11 protein-coding genes are annotated in these 16,826 nt (G+C 72.0%); 2 read left to right on the top strand and 9 right to left on the bottom strand.

The features are described 5' to 3' along the window. Window positions 1-81: 81 nt before the first annotated feature. The 4 genes from ABFY20_RS12395 to ABFY20_RS12410 all read right to left on the bottom strand — a co-directional run bounded on the left by ABFY20_RS12395 (window position 82) and on the right by ABFY20_RS12410 (window position 6,966). Entirely contained in the window at window positions 82-1,647 is a 1,566-nt protein-coding gene (locus tag ABFY20_RS12395) for an SPFH domain-containing protein (RefSeq protein ID WP_368496557.1), read from the bottom strand. 87 nt (window positions 1,648-1,734) lie between these two features. Then, entirely contained in the window at window positions 1,735-2,448 is a 714-nt protein-coding gene (locus ABFY20_RS12400) for a hypothetical protein (RefSeq protein WP_368496558.1), read from the bottom strand. Window positions 2,449-2,489: 41 nt separating this feature from the next. After that, entirely contained in the window at window positions 2,490-5,141 is a 2,652-nt protein-coding gene (locus tag ABFY20_RS12405) for a phosphoenolpyruvate carboxylase (RefSeq protein ID WP_368499778.1), read from the bottom strand. Window positions 5,142-5,238: 97 nt separating this feature from the next. Further along, the gene (locus ABFY20_RS12410) at window positions 5,239-6,966 is read right to left on the bottom strand and encodes an ATP-dependent DNA helicase RecQ (RefSeq protein WP_368496559.1); all 1,728 of its coding nucleotides are present in this window, start codon (window positions 6,964-6,966) and stop codon (window positions 5,239-5,241) included. Window positions 6,967-7,035: 69 nt separating this feature from the next. Between ABFY20_RS12410 and ABFY20_RS12415 the strand changes: the two genes are divergently transcribed. Continuing rightward, window positions 7,036-8,874 carry a DEAD/DEAH box helicase gene (locus ABFY20_RS12415; protein WP_368496560.1) on the top strand — a complete coding sequence of 613 codons (1,839 nt, stop codon included), beginning with the start codon at window positions 7,036-7,038 and terminating at the stop codon, window positions 8,872-8,874. 67 nt (window positions 8,875-8,941) lie between these two features. On the opposite strand, the gene ABFY20_RS12420 is transcribed toward ABFY20_RS12415, so the two are convergent. The 5 genes from ABFY20_RS12420 to ABFY20_RS12440 all read right to left on the bottom strand — a co-directional run bounded on the left by ABFY20_RS12420 (window position 8,942) and on the right by ABFY20_RS12440 (window position 13,785). Beyond that, complete coding sequence (locus ABFY20_RS12420; RefSeq protein WP_368496561.1) at window positions 8,942-9,922, bottom strand: LacI family DNA-binding transcriptional regulator; 981 nt, start codon at window positions 9,920-9,922, stop codon at window positions 8,942-8,944. Between the two features lie 126 nt (window positions 9,923-10,048). Continuing rightward, window positions 10,049-10,951, bottom strand: coding sequence for a hypothetical protein (locus ABFY20_RS12425; protein ID WP_368496562.1), 903 nt, complete (start codon window positions 10,949-10,951; stop codon window positions 10,049-10,051). A 184-nt stretch (window positions 10,952-11,135) separates the two neighbouring features. Further along, a complete protein-coding gene (locus ABFY20_RS12430) occupies window positions 11,136-12,512 on the bottom strand; it encodes an L-fuculokinase (RefSeq protein WP_368496563.1) in 1,377 nt (458 codons plus the stop codon). A 227-nt stretch (window positions 12,513-12,739) separates the two neighbouring features. Beyond that, complete coding sequence (locus tag ABFY20_RS12435; RefSeq protein WP_368496564.1) at window positions 12,740-13,552, bottom strand: GntR family transcriptional regulator; 813 nt, start codon at window positions 13,550-13,552, stop codon at window positions 12,740-12,742. Further along, a complete protein-coding gene (locus ABFY20_RS12440) occupies window positions 13,549-13,785 on the bottom strand; it encodes a hypothetical protein (RefSeq protein WP_368496565.1) in 237 nt (78 codons plus the stop codon). Before ABFY20_RS12440 ends, ABFY20_RS12435 begins: the two co-directional genes overlap by 4 nt. Between ABFY20_RS12440 and ABFY20_RS12445 the strand changes: the two genes are divergently transcribed. After that, entirely contained in the window at window positions 13,778-16,672 is a 2,895-nt protein-coding gene (locus tag ABFY20_RS12445; RefSeq protein ID WP_368496566.1) for an FAD-binding and (Fe-S)-binding domain-containing protein, read from the top strand. The genes ABFY20_RS12440 and ABFY20_RS12445 overlap by 8 nt on opposite strands. The last annotated feature ends 154 nt before the right edge of the window (window positions 16,673-16,826 follow it).

A 16,826-nucleotide genomic window follows, 5' to 3' on the forward strand; every position in this document is an offset into this window, starting at 1 on the left:
CAGACGGCGCGAACGGTATGAGAATCCCGGGTTCGAGCCTGTGGGGGCCTCGGCGCCGCAATTCTCATACCGTTCGAACGGCTACTCCGCCGAGGTCTGCGGTGCGGGGCTGGAAGCCCGCACCGCGGTGCCACGCGACGCGGCGCCGGTGCTCGCGGCGAACGCCTTGCCCGCGGCGGCGCCGGCGGCCTCGCCCGAGGCGCGGCCCGTCACGATCTCGGCGATGTCGATGCCCACGAGGTCGCGCACGATCTGCATCGAGGTGGCGAGCTGACCGGCGACGTTCTCGCCGACCTGCGTCGAACCCGAGCCGTCGTTCGAGATCACCGTCATGTTGGCGATGGCGGCGAGCGGTTCGGATGCGGCACGCACGATGGCAGGCAGCTCGGCGATGATCTGCTGACGCAGCAGGTCGTCGGCGCGCTCCTCGAGCGCCTCGGCCTTGGCGAGCGTCGCCTCCGCCTCGGCTGCACCCTTCACGCGGATCGAGTTGGCCTCTGCCTCACCCTCGGCCCGGAGTGCCTCGGCGGCGGCGATGCGGCGGTTCTTCTCGGCGACACCCTCGGCCTCGGTGGCCTCCGCCGCCGAACGACGACGGTTGCGGTCGGCGACACCCTCGGCCTCGATGGCCTCGGCCACGGCCTTGCGTCGGTCGCGCTCGGCGTTCGCGGCAGCGACGGCGGCTGCGGCATCGGCCTGCGCCTTCTTCTCGAGCGAGTAGGCCTCGGCGTCGGCGACGGCGCGGATCTCGGCGTCGAGCTCCTGCTTGCGGAGGCCGACGCGCTTACCGGCGGTGATCTCCTGCTGCGCGATGACCTCCTGCTGCGAGATCGCCTCGGCCAGCGGCCGCGAGGCGGCGGCCTCGGCGCGCGCCTTGTCGGTCTCCTTCTGGATCTCGGCGTTCCGCAGGTCGAGCTTGCGCTGCTGCTCGGCGACGGCCTGGTCGGCCTCGATGCGCGCCTCCTCGGAGGTGCGGCGGGCCACCGACTCGGCGACCTCGGCGACCTGCTTCACGCGGGCGGCCTCAGCACGACCGAGGTCGCGGATGTAGCCGTTGTCGTCGTCGATCTCCTTGATCTGGAGCGTGTCGATCTGAAGGCCCTGCACGTCGAGCGACTCGCGCACGGCGTCGAGCACCTGACCCTGCAGCGCCTGGCGGTTGGTGATGATCTCGGTCACCGTGAGCTGACCCACGATCGATCGCACCGAACCCGAGAGCACCTCCTCGGTGGAGGTCTCGATCTGGTCCTGCTGGTTGAGGAAGCGCTGGGCGGCGGCGCGCACCATCGACTCCGAGCCGCCCACCTTCACCACGGCGACGGCGTTCACCTTGATGGTGATCGCATCCTTCGTCTGGGCGGTGGCCTGCACGTTGAGCTGGCGGCTGCGCAGCGACAGCTTGAAGTACGCCTCGACGATGGGCTTGACGAATACGCGCGAGCCGAAGACGACGCGCTGGCCGGCGTTCTCGTCTTCTTCCAGCGGCGTGGTGCCCGGCTTCACCGACTTCTGCCGGGAGGTGACGATGATCGCCTCGTCGGGTTTGGCGACCTTGATGCCGCGTAGCAGCACGATCAGCACGATGAGGGCTATGACGACGAGCAGGCCCACGCCGGCGACGGCGAGGAGGGAGTCGAACGAGAACAAAGGGGCGGCCTTTCCTGAAGGAGCGGTCGGACAGGTGGAACCGTTCGGGTCGAGATCCAGTGCTCCCAGTATGGCGGGTTTGCCGGCTCAGCCCCAGGTGCCGGCGGGCGACGCGTACTCGGGCACGGGCGTGTAGGCCCAGTGCGAGCCGTTGCCGTAGTGCGAGCTCGCCCACGGCGACGCCCAGATCGCCGCCTCGATCTGCGCCGTGGGCGCCGACGACTCGAAGCCGGCGACGATGGCCGAGTAGCCCGGGTTGCCGTGCAGCGCGTTGCCCACGTTCTCGGCGGCGATGACGAGGTTCGCGTAGCTGCCGAGGCCGCTGCCGCCACCCGAGCCCCAGCCGTTGTTCAGCGGGTTGTTGCGCAGCCACCAGTCGTCGGGGCCGTTCTCCTGCCGCATCCAGCGCAGCATCACCGTGATGTTCGACTCGCTCGTCGGGAACCCCGCCATGTAGAGCACGAGCACGGCCCAGTCGCGGTTGGTGCTGCCCTTCGAGAGGTTCTCGAGGCCCGACGTCGCCCCGTAGCCGTCTCGGGTCACCGAGACCCCGGTCGCGGTGCCGGGCACGGTGAGCGACTGCAGCTCGTCGGCGAGCGACGAGCCGGAGGCCGCATCGATCGAGGCCGAGCCCGAATCGACCCCGGGGCCGACCGCCGTCGACGGCGGGGGCGCGAGCATGGTCACCGACGCCAGCCCCACGACGGATGCGGCGGCGGCCACCACGAGCATCCGCGCCCACACCCGACCCGAGCGGCTACGCCCCGCCCCCGAGCCCGATCGCAGGAAGAAGTTCGACATCGCGCCCCACGCTACCCCTCCCGCGCGGGGGCGGGCGCAGGTCAGCCGGTGTTCTGGAGGCCGGCGGCGACGCCGTTCACGGCGAGCAGGAGCAGGCGGTGGGCGGCGTCGTCGCGGTCGGCGCTGCCCGAGGCGCGCACCGACCGCAGGGCCCGCAGCTGCAGCAGCGACAGGGCGTCGACGTAGGGACTCCGCAACCGCACCGCGCGCCGCAGCACCGGGCGGTCTTCGAGGATCTCCTCGTGACCGCTGGTGCGCCGCACCCAGAGCGCGGTCAGCTCCATCTCCTCCTGCACGAGAGCGGCGAGGTCGTCTCGGTCGCCGAGCGCCAGGTACCGTTCGGCGATGCGCGCATCCGTCTTCGCCAGCGACATCTCGACGTTGTCGATCATGGAGGCGAACAGCGGCCAGTGCGCGTAGGCGTCGCGCAGCAGCTCGACGTCGTCCACGGCGGCGAGCGCCGAGCCGAGCCCGAACCAGCCGGTGAGGTTGATGCGCGCCTGGGTCCACGAGAACACCCATGGAATGGCGCGCAGGTCTTCGAGCGACTCAACCGAGAGGCCGCGGCGGGCCGGGCGCGACCCGAGAGCGAGCAGCCCGATCTCCTCCATGGGGGTGACCTGGGCGAACCAGGGAGCGAACCCGTCGGCCTTCACGAGCTCGAAGAAGCGGATGCGCGACGCCTCGTCCATGGTCGCCGCCACCTGGGCGAAGCGCTCGGCCGCCTCCCGGTTGCGCTCCTCGTTCGAGGGGCTGGAGGCGAGCAGGGTCGCCGCGGCCATCTGCTCGATGTGCCGGGCGGCGATGGCCTTGTCGCCGTACTGCGCGAAGATCACCTCGCCCTGCTCGGTGAGCTTGAACCTGCCGTCGACCGACCCGGGCGGCTGCGCCAGCACAGCCTCGTTGGCGGGCCCGCCGCCACGCCCGAGCGCTCCCCCGCGCCCGTGGAACAGCGTCAGCACGATGTCGTTCTCGGCAGCCCAATCGGCGATGCGCGACTGCGCCGAGTACAGCGCGAGCGTGGCCGAGACGGGCCCGACGTCCTTCGACGAGTCGGAGTACCCGAGCATCACCTCGAGCTTCCGCCCGGTGGCGGCGAGGCGTGCCTTGACCGGCTCGAGCTCGATCATCTCGCTCAGGATGCGCGTCGAGGCCTGCAGGTCGTCGAAGGTCTCGAACAGCGGGATGACGTCGAGCGTGGGTGCGGCCTCGGGCGACCCGAGTGCCGCGGTCGCCAGCTCGTACACGTTCGCGAGGTCGGCCGACGATTGGGTGAAGGAGACAATGTAGCGACGTGCGGCGTCGACACCGTAGCGGCCCTGCAGGTACGAGATGGTGCGGAAGACCTCGAGCACCTCCCCGGTCATCTCGGCGCGCTCGTCGACCGGAGTGCCGGCGCGCACCTCCTCGAGGGCCTGCCGATGCACCTTCGAGTGCTGCCGCACCTCGAGCTCGGCGAGGTGGAAGCCGAAGGTCTGCACCTGCCATACCAGGTTCTGCAGCTCGCCGTCGGCGCTGCGGCTCGCGCCGCCCTCGCGCAGCGACTCCTGAACCACACGCAGCTCGGCGAGCAGCTCCTCGGGGTCGGCGTAGCCGAGCGGCGACTCGCCGCGCCGCGTGGCCGCGATGCGCTCGGCTATCACGAGCACGGCGCGGCGGTGCGGCTCGTTGGGGGCGCGGGTGCCGATCTTCGAGGTGACGTGCGGGGCGATCTGCTCCTGCCGCGCGGCGAGCTCGCGCAGCGCGTCGCTCGGCGGGGTGTCGGCCTCGTCGAGGGTGAGGGTGCGCCCGATGCGGGTGGCCGCGCGCTCGAGGCCGAGCAGCACGTGCTCGGCGCCGATCGCCGCCGCCTCCTTCGTCACCTCGGCGGTGACGAAGGGGTTGCCGTCGCGGTCGGCGGCGATCCAGCTGCCGAGTCTCAGGAAGGCGGGGGCGACCGCGGGCTTCCGCCCCGCATCCGCCGGCCCCTGCAGCCAGTCGTCGAGGAGACGATAGACGCGCGGCACCGTCTCGAACAGGGTCTGGTCGAAGATCGACATCGCCGTGCGCACCTCGTCGAGCGGGGTGGGGCGGGTGAGGCGGAGGGGCGAGGTGCGCCAGAGCACGTCGATGTCCTCGAGCAGGCGGCGCTCGTTCTCGATCAGGGCGATCGAGAAGGGCTCGGCGGCGTCGCGCTCGTCGAGCAGCTCGCTGATGCGGCGGATGGCCGAGGCGATCGCGCGTCGGCGGGCCTCGGTGGGATGCGCGGTGAGCACCGGGTGGAACCGCAACGACTGCAGGCGCTCGGCTGCGGCCTCGGGCCCGAGCTCGGCGCGCATGCGCTCGATGGCGGCGGGGAGGGAGTCGGGTCGCGCGGAGGTGTCCGAGGCGAGCCCCGCGCCTCCTGCGGCCCCCAGCCGCGCCTGCAGTACGCGCACCCGGTGGTGCTCCTCGGCGAGGTTGGAGAGGTGGAAGTAGCAGGTGTACGCGCGAGCCACCTGCTCGGCGCGCTCGCTGCTGAACGACTCGACGAGCGCCTCGGCGTCTTCGATCGACGCGTCGCTGTCGCGCTCGTAGGCGTGGATGACGAGCGCGCGCAGCCGCTCGACGTCGTCGAGCAGCCCGTCTCCGCCCGCCTCGGTGAGCACGCGCCCGAGGAGCGAACCCAACAGACTGACGTCGGCGCGGAGGTCGCTGTCGACCTCGTCGCTCACGCTCTGCCGGGTGAGGTCGAGGGAGGCTGTCGTGGCGGGTGGTTCGAACTCGCTGGTCACCCGTTCACGGTAGCGCGCCGTTCGTGCCGGGCTGAAATCAGCTCGCCCGGAGCAGCCCCTGGTCTGCGACGATCTGCTTCGACAGCACGGTGTAGCCCTCGCTCTCGAAGAAGACGGTGAGGCGGTCGTCGTCGACGCTCACCACGGTGCCCGGGCCGAAGCGCTCGTGGTCGACGGTGGACCCGGCCGCCCAGGGCTCGTCGGCCGAGCCGACGGCGGCGCCGCCCGGCGCGTCGGGTGAGGCACCGGATGCGCGTGGCCCCGTCTCCGGCGTCTCCCCCGTCGGCACCGCCACGAGGGTCGCCCTCGTGCGCCCGCGCCCCTCGTCGCAGTTGTCGCACCCGCCGCAGAAGTCGGGGGCCTCCTGCCCGAAGTATCCGAGCAGGAACTGCCGCCGGCAGTCGAGGGTCTCGGCGTACTGCCGCACCATCTCGAGGCGCGACACCCCGATGCGGGTGCGGCGCTCGGCCACCTCCTCCGCGGCCGCGAAGGCCTTGGCGGGGGTGAGCTGCCGCACGAGATGCACGGCACCGCCCTCCTCGCGTGCCACGCCCGCTTCGGCGAGCAGATCGAGCTGGCCGCGCAACGCCCTCGTCGACAGGCCGGTCTTCTCGGCGAGGGTGCGCGCATCCGGAGCCGTCTTCGCGGCGCGGAGGGCCTTCACCACCTTCGTCAGCTTCTCGCGGTTCGGCTTCGAGCTGGTGAAGTAGCGACGGAGACCGAGGTCCTCTTCCCGGTAGTGCAGCACGATCGTGGAGGCGTCGCCGTCGCGGCCACCGCGGCCGATCTCCTGGTAGTAGTCGTCGGCCGACTCGGTGATGGCCGCGTGCACGACGAAACGGATGTCGGACTTGTCGATGCCCATGCCGAACGCCGAGGTGGCGACCACGACGTCGAGCCCGCCGTCGCAGAAGGCCTCGAAGACCGCCTCCTTCTTACGCGCCGCCAACGACCCGTGGAACGCCGCAGCCCGCAGGCCCGCAGTCACGAGGCGCTCGGCGAGCTGCTCGGTGTCACGCCGCGTCGCCACGTAGAGCAGCCCCGGGCCGGCGGCGGCGAGCCCCACGACCTGCTCGACGACCGCCGCCTCCTTCTCGGAGTCGGTCTCGTGGCGCAGTACGGCGAGGTGCAGGTTCGGTCTGTCGAAGCCGGTCACCAGCACCAACGGGTCCCGCAGCCCGAGCACCGTCTCGACGTCATCGCGCACCGGGGCCGACCCGGTCGCGGTGAGCGCCACCACGACCGGGTGCCCGAGACGCTCGATCACGTCGCCGAGGTGCAGGTAGTCGGGCCTGAAGTCGTGACCCCACGATGACACGCAATGCGCCTCGTCGACAACGAAGAGGGTGACGCCGCGGCGTTCGAGCCGCTCGAACACCTCGTCTTTGGCGAGCTGCTCGGGGGCGAGGAAGACCACGCCGGTGTCGCCGCCCTCGATGGCGGCCCAGGCGTCGGCCTCCTCGGCGTCGGTGAGTCCCGAGTTGATGACCCGCCCCTCAGGGGCGCCCGGGAGCTCCTCGAGCTGGCGCAGCTGGTCCCACTGCAGGGCGATGAGCGGGCTGACCACCACGGTGAGCCCGCCGAGAGCTGTGGCGGCCAGCTGGTAGATCGCCGACTTGCCGTGTCCCGTGGGCATCACGGCGAGCACGTCGCGTCCGTCGATCGCGGCGCGCACCGCCTCCTCCTGACCGGCCCTCAACTCGCTGAACCCGGCCTTCCGGACGAGGGCGGAGAGGTCTGTCTGAGAGGCGCTGGGGCGGTGCATGGCAGTCAGCCTGCCACCGTGCCGCCGGAAGCGGAGCGGCGGGAGGCGCATCCGTTCTACCCTTGACACATGTCCACCCCCAGCACCACCACAGTCCCCGCCACGGACGACGCCCCCGCGCCGCTCACCTTCTCCGACCTCGGGCTCGACGACGCGGTGCTGAAGGCGCTGAAAGACGTCGGTTACGAGACGCCCTCGGCCATCCAGGCGGCGACCATCCCGCCGCTGCTCGAGGGGCGCGACGTGCTCGGCACGGCGCAGACGGGAACGGGCAAGACGGCGGCGTTCGCGCTGCCGATCCTGTCTCGGCTCGAGCTGTCGCAGAAGACCCCGCAGGCGCTCGTGCTCGCCCCGACGCGCGAGCTGGCGCTGCAGGTGTGCGAGGCGTTCGAGCGCTACGCCGCCCACCTGCGCGGCGTGCACGTGCTCCCCGTCTACGGCGGGCAGGGCTACGGGGTGCAGCTGTCGGCGCTGCGCCGAGGCGTGCACATCGTGGTGGGTACCCCGGGCCGCATCATGGACCACCTCGACAAGGGCACCCTCGACCTCTCCGAGCTCAAGTACCTCGTGCTCGACGAGGCCGACGAGATGCTCAAGATGGGCTTCGCCGAAGACGTCGAGACCATCCTCGCCGACACGCCGGACGACAAGCAGGTGGCGCTGTTCTCGGCGACGATGCCGGCGCAGATCCGCCGCCTGTCGGGGCAGTACCTCAAAGACCCCGAAGAGATCTCGGTGAAGTCGAAGACCACGACCTCGGCGAACATCACCCAGCGCTACCTCGTGGTGTCGTACCCGCAGAAGGTCGACGCGCTCACGCGCATCCTCGAGGTCGAGAACTTCGAGGGCATGATCGTCTTCACCCGCACGAAGAACGAGACCGAGACCCTCGCCGAGAAGCTGCGCGCCCGCGGCTACTCCGCGGCGGCGATCAACGGCGACGTGGCGCAGGCACAGCGCGAGCGCACGGTGAACCAGCTGAAGTCGGGCAAGCTCGACATCCTGGTGGCGACGGATGTCGCGGCCCGCGGCCTCGACGTCGACCGCATCAGCCACGTGGTGAACTTCGACCTGCCGATCGACACCGAGTCGTACGTGCACCGCATCGGCCGCACCGGCCGCGCCGGTCGCACGGGCGACGCCATCAGCTTCGTCACCCCGCGGGAACGTCGGATGCTCACCTCCATCGAGAAGGCCACCCGCCAGCCGCTCACCGAGATGAAGCTGCCGAGCGTCGACGACGTGAACGCCACCCGGCTCACCCGCTTCGACGACGCCATCACGGCGGCGCTCGCCGACCCGGAGCAGATCCAGCTGTTCCGCGACATCGTGGGGCACTACACCCGCCACCACGACGTGCCCGAGACGGATGTCGCGGCAGCGCTCGCGGTCGTGGCGCAGGGCGACACGCCGCTGCTGCTCGAGCCCGAGCCCGAGCGGGAGCGCGGGTCGAGGTTCGACCGGGAGCGCGGCGGTGACCGCGGCGACCGTCCGGAGCGCGGCTCGCGCGACGGCGGATCGCGCGACGGCGGCGACCGCTACGATCGCGACACGCGCTCGGGCGACCGCGGCGACCGGCCCGAGAGGCGCGCACGCGGCGGCGCCCCGATGAAGACCTACCGCATCTCGGTCGGCAAGCGCCAGCGCGTCGAGCCGCGCCAGATCGTGGGGGCCCTGGCCAACGAAGGCGGGCTGCGGCGGGAGGACTTCGGGGCGATCCAGATCCGCCCCGACTTCTCCCTGGTCGAGCTCCCCGCCGACCTGCCGAACGACGTGTTCCGCCGGCTGAAAGACACCCGCATCAGCGGCCAGCTCATCGACCTCAAGCCCGACCGCTTCAACTCCTCCGCCAAGCGCCCCGACCGCCCCGGCCGCGACACCGACCGCCCCCGCCGCGACCGCTACTGACCGCGGCGGGCGCCCCGCGGGCACACAGACATGGCGAGGGCACGCCAGCGCGGGCGCGGGCGCGCGCCTACGGGCAGCCGCAGGAGTGGCGCACGGTGAGGCCGACGGGCACGACGGTGGCGGGCTCGTAGCGCGCGTCGGGCGTGGCGAATCGTTCGAGGGCGCGGGTGGCGGCGAGACGGCCGAGGTGGGCCGGGTCTTGGTCGATGACCGTGACGGCGGGCGTGAGCCGGTCGGCCATCGGAAAGTCGCCGAACCCCACGAACGCCGCGCCCGAGCTCTTCAACGCCCCGAACGCGTGCATCGTCACGCGTGCGTTCGATGAGAACACGGCTGTCGGTGGCGAGGCGAGCCGGCTCAGCCGGTCGAGCTCGCGCCCCGCGCCCTCGTCGCTGCCGGCGTCGAAGGCGATGAGGCGTTCGTCGAGGGCGACCCCCGCATCCGTCAGCGCCTCGGTGTAGCCGCCGAGTCGGCGCCGTGAGCTCGGCGGATGCGTCTGATCGGCGAGGAAGGCCACTCGCGTGTGCCCGTGGTCGAGCAGGTGCCGGGTGGCGAGGTACGAGCCGTCGCGGTCGTCTTCGACGAAATGGTCGGCGTCGAGGTCGACCGGCGCGCGGTCGACGAACTCGATCGGGGTCGTCTCCATCCAGGGCGCGAGCCAGGCGTGACTCGAGGCGACCGGCGCGAGCACCAGCCCCATCAACTGCGTGCGCAACAGCGCCTCGAGCACCGAGCGTTCGCGCGCCGGGTCGTCGCCGATGCTCGTCACCAGCGTGGTGAGCCCGGCCGCCGAGCACACGCTCTCGACGGCGCGCACGATCGAGGCGAAGAAGGGATCGACGACATCGGGCACCGCCACGCCCACACTCGACGACCGCCCCGCCCGAAAGGTGCGGGCGAGCACGTTCGGCACGTAGTTGAGGCTCCGCATGGCGTCTTCGACGCGCAGACGGGTGTCGGGCAGCACGTGCGGGTCGTCGTTGAACACCCGCGACACCGTCTTGGCGCTCACTCCCGCCAGCGCGGCGACGTCTTGCATGGTGGCCATGACCCGCTCCTCTCACGGCGTCGACCCGGCGCGCGCGACCCGAGCGGCGACCGAGGTGACGGTGTTCTCAGGGGGCGGAGCCGCGCATCCGCTCGGCGCCGCCCCCTGAAGACCCTGCCCGAGAGTCTACGGGCGGGCCGAGAGCACCTCGTCGATGACCGACTCGAGTTCGACCAGTCGCGGCAGCGCCTTGGTGGTGAGCAGCTCCTCGCGGGTGGCGGAGGAGATGGAGAGGCCGTCCTTCCAGAGCGAGCGGCCGGCCATGGCGCCGGCGGCGCCGTTCTCGACCGAGGTGCGCACCTGACCCACGAAGGTCTCGTGGTCTACGCCCGCCGACAGCACGGCCCACGGCACACCGGCCGCGGCGGCGGTGACGGCGGCGGCACCCTCGGCCGAACCCGGGTACTGCAGCTTCAGCACCTTGGCCCCGGCGGCGACGCTGAGCGCTGCCGCGCCCTCGATGAGGGAGGGGAAGACCGCCTTGTAGTCATCGTCGCTCTCGCCGTCGAGCTGGTAGGTGAGGATCTCGACGATGAGCAGCACGCCCTCCGCCTCGCATTCCGACACCAGGCGGGCGATGTCGTCGAGCACGGCCGCCTCGTCGTCGCGGCGGTCGGCGCGCAGGTACCAGAGCATCTTCGCGGCGTCGCCACCGAGGTCGCGCACGCGGCGCGGGGTCATTCCGTCGACGTAGCGGGTGCGCTTGAGGCCGTTCTCGACGGCGAACCCGGATGCGTCCATCGCCACGACGAGACCGGTGTCGCTGTCGAGGGTGCCGTCGTCGACGACGCGGGGCAGGGCCGTCTGCGGGTCGAGCAGGATGGCGGGCGCCTTGTTGCCGAGGAAGGCGAGCAGGTCGGACTTCGCGTCGGCGAGCTCCTCGGTCGAAATGCCCTCGGCACCGTTCGGCGCATCCTTCATGACGGCCTTCATGCCGTTGCGCTGGTCGGCGGCGACGATGAGCATGCCACCGGATGCGGTGCTGATCTTGGCGAGCGCGCGGCGTTCGAGGGTGGTGAGTTCGGTCACGGGAGTGTCTCCTTGGTGAGGTGATCGGGGGTGGGGATCGGGGGGGGTGAGGATCGGGGGCTGTCGGGCGTGCGGAGCCTGCGTGCGACGCGGGCGGGGTGGGGCGGGCGAGGTGGAGCGGGCGGGCGGGCGAGTCGGGCGAGGTGGGCCGGGCGGGCACCCAGCGGGCGCTGCTCGCCAGGGTTCAGGCGGTCGAGGTGGGGGCCGAGGCGGGAGTCGAGGTGGGGGTGAGGAGGCGGGAGGCGAAGACAGCGGCCCCGTAGGCGGTGTCCTGCGCCCGGTCGGAGACGCGCACCCCGGCGAGCACCTGCGAGCGGGCGCGCTGCACCGAGCGCATGCTCGCCCAGCCGCCCGTGAGCAGGGCGGAGGTCGCGGGCGGCACCTCGGCGTCCATCGCGGCGACGAGCAGTGCGAGCTCGTCGTTGCCGTGGCGGAGCACCGCGCCGAACAGGTCGGCAGGGCCCGCCCCGTCGGCGCGCACGACGAGTCGCAGCACGCCGTCGTCGTTGCGGGCGCCCGTCACCTCGACGTCGCCGTCTTGCAGCACGCCCTGGTAGGGCTGCGCCATCACGGCAGCGTCGAGGGCGTCCCGGCCGGCGCGATCGTTCACGCCGACGAGCTGCAGGGTGCGTCGCATGATGAGTCCGGTCTTGACGCCCGCGACGAGCACCCAATTTCCCGGAACGACGTGGCGCACGCAGTTGATCAGCCGATCGGCCAACCGGGCGCGCGCGTCGAACGGGAGGGGCGCATCCAGAACCCGCAGCAGCACCTCGGCGGTGCCCATCGACACGTGGTATCGGTCGTCGGGGAACTCGCCGGTCGACACGGCCGAGACCAGGTGGTCGTGCCCGGCCACGGTGAGCCGTGCACCGGCGAAGGATGCGGGGAGCCAGTCGGCGGTCGCCTCGCCGAGCAGGGTGCCTGCGTCGACGAAGGGCGGCAGGAAGTCGGCGGTGACGCCGAGGTGGGCGAGCAGTTCGGGCCAGGGGGCTCCGGTGTCCTGGTCGAGGAGGCCGGTGCGGGAGGAGAGGGAGTACTCGGCGGCCTGCTCGCCGCCGAGGGCGGCGACGGCGAACTCGGGGAGGTTCAGCCAGCGGGCGCCGGTGAGGTCGAGGCCCTCGTCGCGCAGGTGGAGGAGCTTGATCACCGAGACCTGCACACCGAGCGGCAGGCCGGTGCGACCGGCGAACTCGTCGCGGATGGTGGGTGGGAGGGCGTCGACCTGCTCGGCTCCGCGCGGGTCGAACCAGGCGATCGCCGGGGCGACGGGCTCGCCGTCGGCGCCGAGCACCACACCCGACTCCCCCATGCCCGACACGGCGAGCGCGCCGATGCGCACCTCGGGGCCGCGGAGCTCGCGCAGATCGGAGTCGACGAGCGCGACGAGCTCGCGCAGCGTGGCGACCAGATCGGCGGCGGTCATCGTGGTGGTGCCGCCGGGGCCGGCGACCCACGGCGTCGGCAGCTGGCGGATGAGCACCTCGGTGCCGTGCTCGTCGGCGACGAGCATCTTCACACCGGTGCTGCCGAGGTCGAGCCCTGCGACGAGCGTGTTCATGCGCTGCTCCGTTCTCCGACAACCTCATCCACCTCGCCGTCGAGGCGCCATGTCATCGATGACATGCACTGTAGCACGGCCATGTCATCGATGTCATCCCCTCCACGTCGACCCCTCGACGCCTTCGCCCAACTTTCTCGCGGACAAAGTCCGTGAAGAACTCGTTTGTCACGGACTTTGTCCGCAAGAACGTGGTGGGGCGAGTGGACGGATGGGGACGGCGCGCGTCAGGCGTCGAGGGCGGCCTCGAGGCGCTCGCTGGCCCGGGTGAGGTGGACGGTGAGCACCTCGACGGCACCGTCGGCGTCACCCGCGGCGAGACGACGGAGGATCTCGTCGTGCTCGTCGGCGATCCGGTCGACCGCGAGCAGACTCCGACCCTGCACCTGCACCATGCACAGACGCGCCTCGCCGACGAGCGACCCGTACATGCGCTCGAGCCGCTCGCTGCCGATGGCCTCCACCAGCGCCGCGTGAAATCTCATGTCGGGCTCCACCGACGCGATCGCCGACCCCGGCCCACCCGCCGTGCCCACGGCCCTGGCGCCACCCACAACCGCTCCCGACGCGCCCTCGCCGTCGACGGACGGCGCGCGGCCCGCCGACCCCGGCTCACCCGCCGTGCCCGCGACCCCGGCGCCGCCCACCGCCGCCCCCGCGGCGCGCACGCGCGCGTTCGCTTCCGCCGCCTCGCGTGGCGCGCGGCGCGCGGCGGCGAGCTCGCGCAGCGCCGAGCTCTCGAGACGCAGGCGGGTGCGGTAGATGTCGTGCACGTCGGCGGCAGTCAGCCGCGGAACCCGCGCCGAGCGGTTCGCCGACCGCTCGAGCAACCCCTCGGCGGTCAGCTTCTCGATCGCCGCCTTCGCCGTCGACCGCGACACGCCGTACTCCGCCGCGACCACCGCCTCCTTGAGCAGCTCGCCGCCCACGAGCTCCCCCGCGAACATGCGCCGCCGCAGGTCGTCGCCGACGGCATCGACCGCGGAGACCGTGCGCAACTCGCGCACCACGGGCGGTGGGTTCGCCTCGGTGCTGGTCACAGCCACTCCTCCCATGCTCGACGGATGCGTCTCAAGACTAGCGAAAGCACCACGCTATACAAGTAAACTTGTCCGACAAGATTTCCCTTTTTCACCTTCACGACCGATCGGCCTTCCATGACGCAGCGTCGCGCATCCGCTTCCTCCTCGAACACCCCCGCCGCGGCCACCTCGGCTGTTGCCGAGACCAGATCCACGTCCACCGCCACCGCAACCGCCACCGCAATGGCCACCGCCCTCGCCGACCCGGCCCGCGTCAGCACCCGCGCCATCGACCTGCACGCGAACGCCCACGACGCCTCCCACTTCCTCCTCGTACCCGAAGCGTTCGTCATCGCGAAAGACGCCGCCGAGGTCGGGCGCCTGCTCCGCGCGAGCGCCGAGTCGGGCACCAAGCTCACCCTCCGCTCCGGCGGCACGAGCCTCAGCGGCCAGGGCGTCACCGACGGCGTGCTGGTCGACGTGCGCCGCCACTTCCGCCGCATCACGATCGAAGACGACGGACTCGTCGTGCGCGTGCAACCCGGCGCCACCGTGCGGCAGGTCAACGCCCGGCTCGCCCGCCATGGCCGCAAGCTCGGCCCCGACCCGGCGAGCGAGGCGGCGTGCACGATCGGGGGCGTGGTCGCGAACAACTCCAGCGGCATGTCGTGCGGCACCACCGGCAACACCTATCGCACGCTCCTGTCGATGACCGTCGTGCTGCCGAGCGGCACCGTCGTCGACACCGCGGCACCCGACGCGAACGAGCGCCTCCGTCACGACGAGCCCGAGCTCTTCGCGGGGCTCGAGCGCCTGCGCGACCGCGTGCGCGGCAACCCGGAGTCGGTGCGCATCCTCGAGCACCAGTTCTCGATGAAGAACACCATGGGCTACGGCCTCAACTCCTTCCTCGACCACGACGAGCCCGCCGAACTGCTCGCGCGGCTCGTCATCGGCAGCGAGGGAACGCTGGGCTTCGTGGCCGAGGCCGTGTTCCGCACGCTGCCCCTGCATCCGCACCTCGCCACCGGACTCGTCGTCTTCGACGACCTGCGCGCCGCGAACGAGGCCCTCCCCGGTATCGTCGCCACCGGCGCCTCCGCGGTCGAGCTGATGGATGCGCAGTCGCTCCGGGTCGGCAAGTCCGAGGCCGATGCGCCCACCGCCATCCGCGATCTCGACGTCGTGGCGCAGGCCGCCCTGCTGGTGGAGTACCAGGCCGCCAGCACGGCCGAACTGGCCGACGCACAGGCCACCGGTGAGCGCCTCCTCGCCGACCTCGACCTCGCGGCACCCGCGGTGCTGAGCGCCGACGCCACCACCCGCGCGACGCTCTGGCACCTGCGCAAGGGGCTCTACGCCACCGTCGCGGGCGCCCGCCCCTCGGGCACCACCGCGCTGCTCGAAGACGTCGTCGTTCCGGTCGACTCCCTCGCCCGCACCTGCACCGAGCTGAGCGTGCTGTTCGACCGCTACGGCTACGAGAACAGCGTCATCTTCGGGCACGCGAAAGACGGCAACATCCACTTCATGCTCACCGACCTGTTCGAGGGCGAGGGGCTCGACCGCTACGAGTCGTTCACCGAGGACATGGTCGACCTCGTGCTCGGCGAGGGCGGTTCGCTGAAGGCCGAGCACGGCACCGGCCGGGTCATGGCGCCCTACGTGAGGCGGCAGTACGGCGACGAGCTCTACCAGGTGATGCTCGAGCTCAAGGCTCTCTGCGACCCGGCACGGATGCTCAACCCCGGCGTCATCATCACCGACGACTCCGCCGTGCACCTCCGCGACATCAAGCGCACGCCCACCATCGAGCCCGAGGCCGACCGCTGCGTCGAGTGCGGCTACTGCGAGCCGGTGTGCCCGAGCCGCGACCTCACCCTCACGCCGCGCCAGCGCATCGTCGTGAAGCGCGCCATCGCGACGGCGACCGCCGACGGCGATCACGCCCTCGCCGCCGAGCTCGAGGACGACTACGGCTACGACGGCGTGCAGACATGCGCCGTCGACGGCATGTGCCAGACCGCGTGCCCCGTGCTGATCAACACCGGCGACCTGGTGCGGCGGCTCCGCAAGACGGGGCACGCGGGTTCCGAGAAGGCGGTCTGGAAGCAGGCCTCCGCGCATTGGGCCGGCACGACGGCGGTGGCGTCGGCGGCGCTCACGATCGCTGACAAGATCCCGGCCCCGCTCGCGCCCGTGGTGAGCGGCGTCAACAAGCTCGGGCGTGCCGTGGTGGGCGACGACGTGCTGCCGCTGTGGTCTCCCGAGCTGCCCGCCGGCGGGCGCAAGCGCTCGAAGAACTCGATCTTCGGGCCCACCGGCGCGGGCGCCGGTGCGTCGAGGGATGCGGCAAGCACGACGGGTGCGGAGGTGACGACGGATGCGGGGGGCACCTCGGGCGAGACGGGCGCCGCGGGTGCGGCAGTCGCCGAGGCGGTCTACCTCCCCGCGTGCGTCAACACCATGTTCGGCCCCGTGGGAGAGGGGGTGCAGCGGAGCTTCGAGGAGCTGTGCGAGCGCGCCGGCATCACGCTCGTGCTCCCCGACGATGTCGACTCCCTCTGCTGCGGCACGCCGTGGTCGTCGAAGGGTCTGCCCGACGGTGCCGCGGTCATGCGCGAACGGGTGCTCGCGAGCCTGCGCCGCGCGACCCGCGACGGGGAGCTGCCCGTGGTCTGCGACGCGTCGTCGTGCACGGAGGGCATCCTGCACCAGATCGAGGCCGACACCGCCCGACCCCCGATGCGCGTAATCGACGCCGTCGACTTCGTCGCGACGCGCATCCTGCCGCTGCTGCCCGAGCATGAGCGCATCGACTCGCTCGCGCTGCATCCCACCTGCTCGTCGACGAGGCTCGGCATCAACCCGCAGCTCACCGCCGTGGCGGGGGCCGTCGCCGAGAGCGTCGTGGTTCCCGACGACTGGGGATGCTGCGCCTTCGCCGGAGACCGAGGGATGCTCCACCCCGAGCTCACCGCCTCGGCCACCGCCGCACAGGCGGCCCAGGTGCGGGCTGCGGGCGCCACGGCCCACGCGAGCTGCAACCGCACCTGCGAGCTCGGCATGTCCCGCGCCACCGGCGAGGAGTACGGACATGTGCTGGAGCTGCTCGCCGAGGTGACGCGCCCGCGCTGAGCCCGATGCACTCCGGCAAGCCGGAGCAGATGCGGCCCGGCTCAGGACGGGGGTGGGGCGCAGTGACCCGGAGCGGCGAGCGCGACGCGGAGGTGGGGCCGCGCGCCGGCCGCCGCGCGTCGTCGTGTGACGGGCGGCGACGGGCGCAGCGGCG

Origin of the sequence: Herbiconiux sp. A18JL235, from assembly GCF_040939305.1 — a bacterium.
In the GTDB taxonomy this organism is placed as follows: domain Bacteria; phylum Actinomycetota; class Actinomycetes; order Actinomycetales; family Microbacteriaceae; genus Herbiconiux.

Excerpts from the sequence above, each read along its gene's own strand:
- ABFY20_RS12400 (WP_368496558.1), bottom strand. The coding sequence starts at position 2,448 with ATGTCGAACTTCTTCCTGCGATCGGGCTCGGGGGCGGGGCGTAGCCGC.
- ABFY20_RS12445 (WP_368496566.1), top strand. The coding sequence starts at position 13,778 with ATGGCCACCGCCCTCGCCGACCCGGCCCGCGTCAGCACCCGCGCCATC.
- ABFY20_RS12415 (WP_368496560.1), top strand. The coding sequence starts at position 7,036 with ATGTCCACCCCCAGCACCACCACAGTCCCCGCCACGGACGACGCCCCC.
- ABFY20_RS12410 (WP_368496559.1), bottom strand. The coding sequence starts at position 6,966 with ATGCACCGCCCCAGCGCCTCTCAGACAGACCTCTCCGCCCTCGTCCGG.
- ABFY20_RS12420 (WP_368496561.1), bottom strand. The coding sequence starts at position 9,922 with ATGGCCACCATGCAAGACGTCGCCGCGCTGGCGGGAGTGAGCGCCAAG.
- ABFY20_RS12430 (WP_368496563.1), bottom strand. The coding sequence starts at position 12,512 with ATGAACACGCTCGTCGCAGGGCTCGACCTCGGCAGCACCGGTGTGAAG.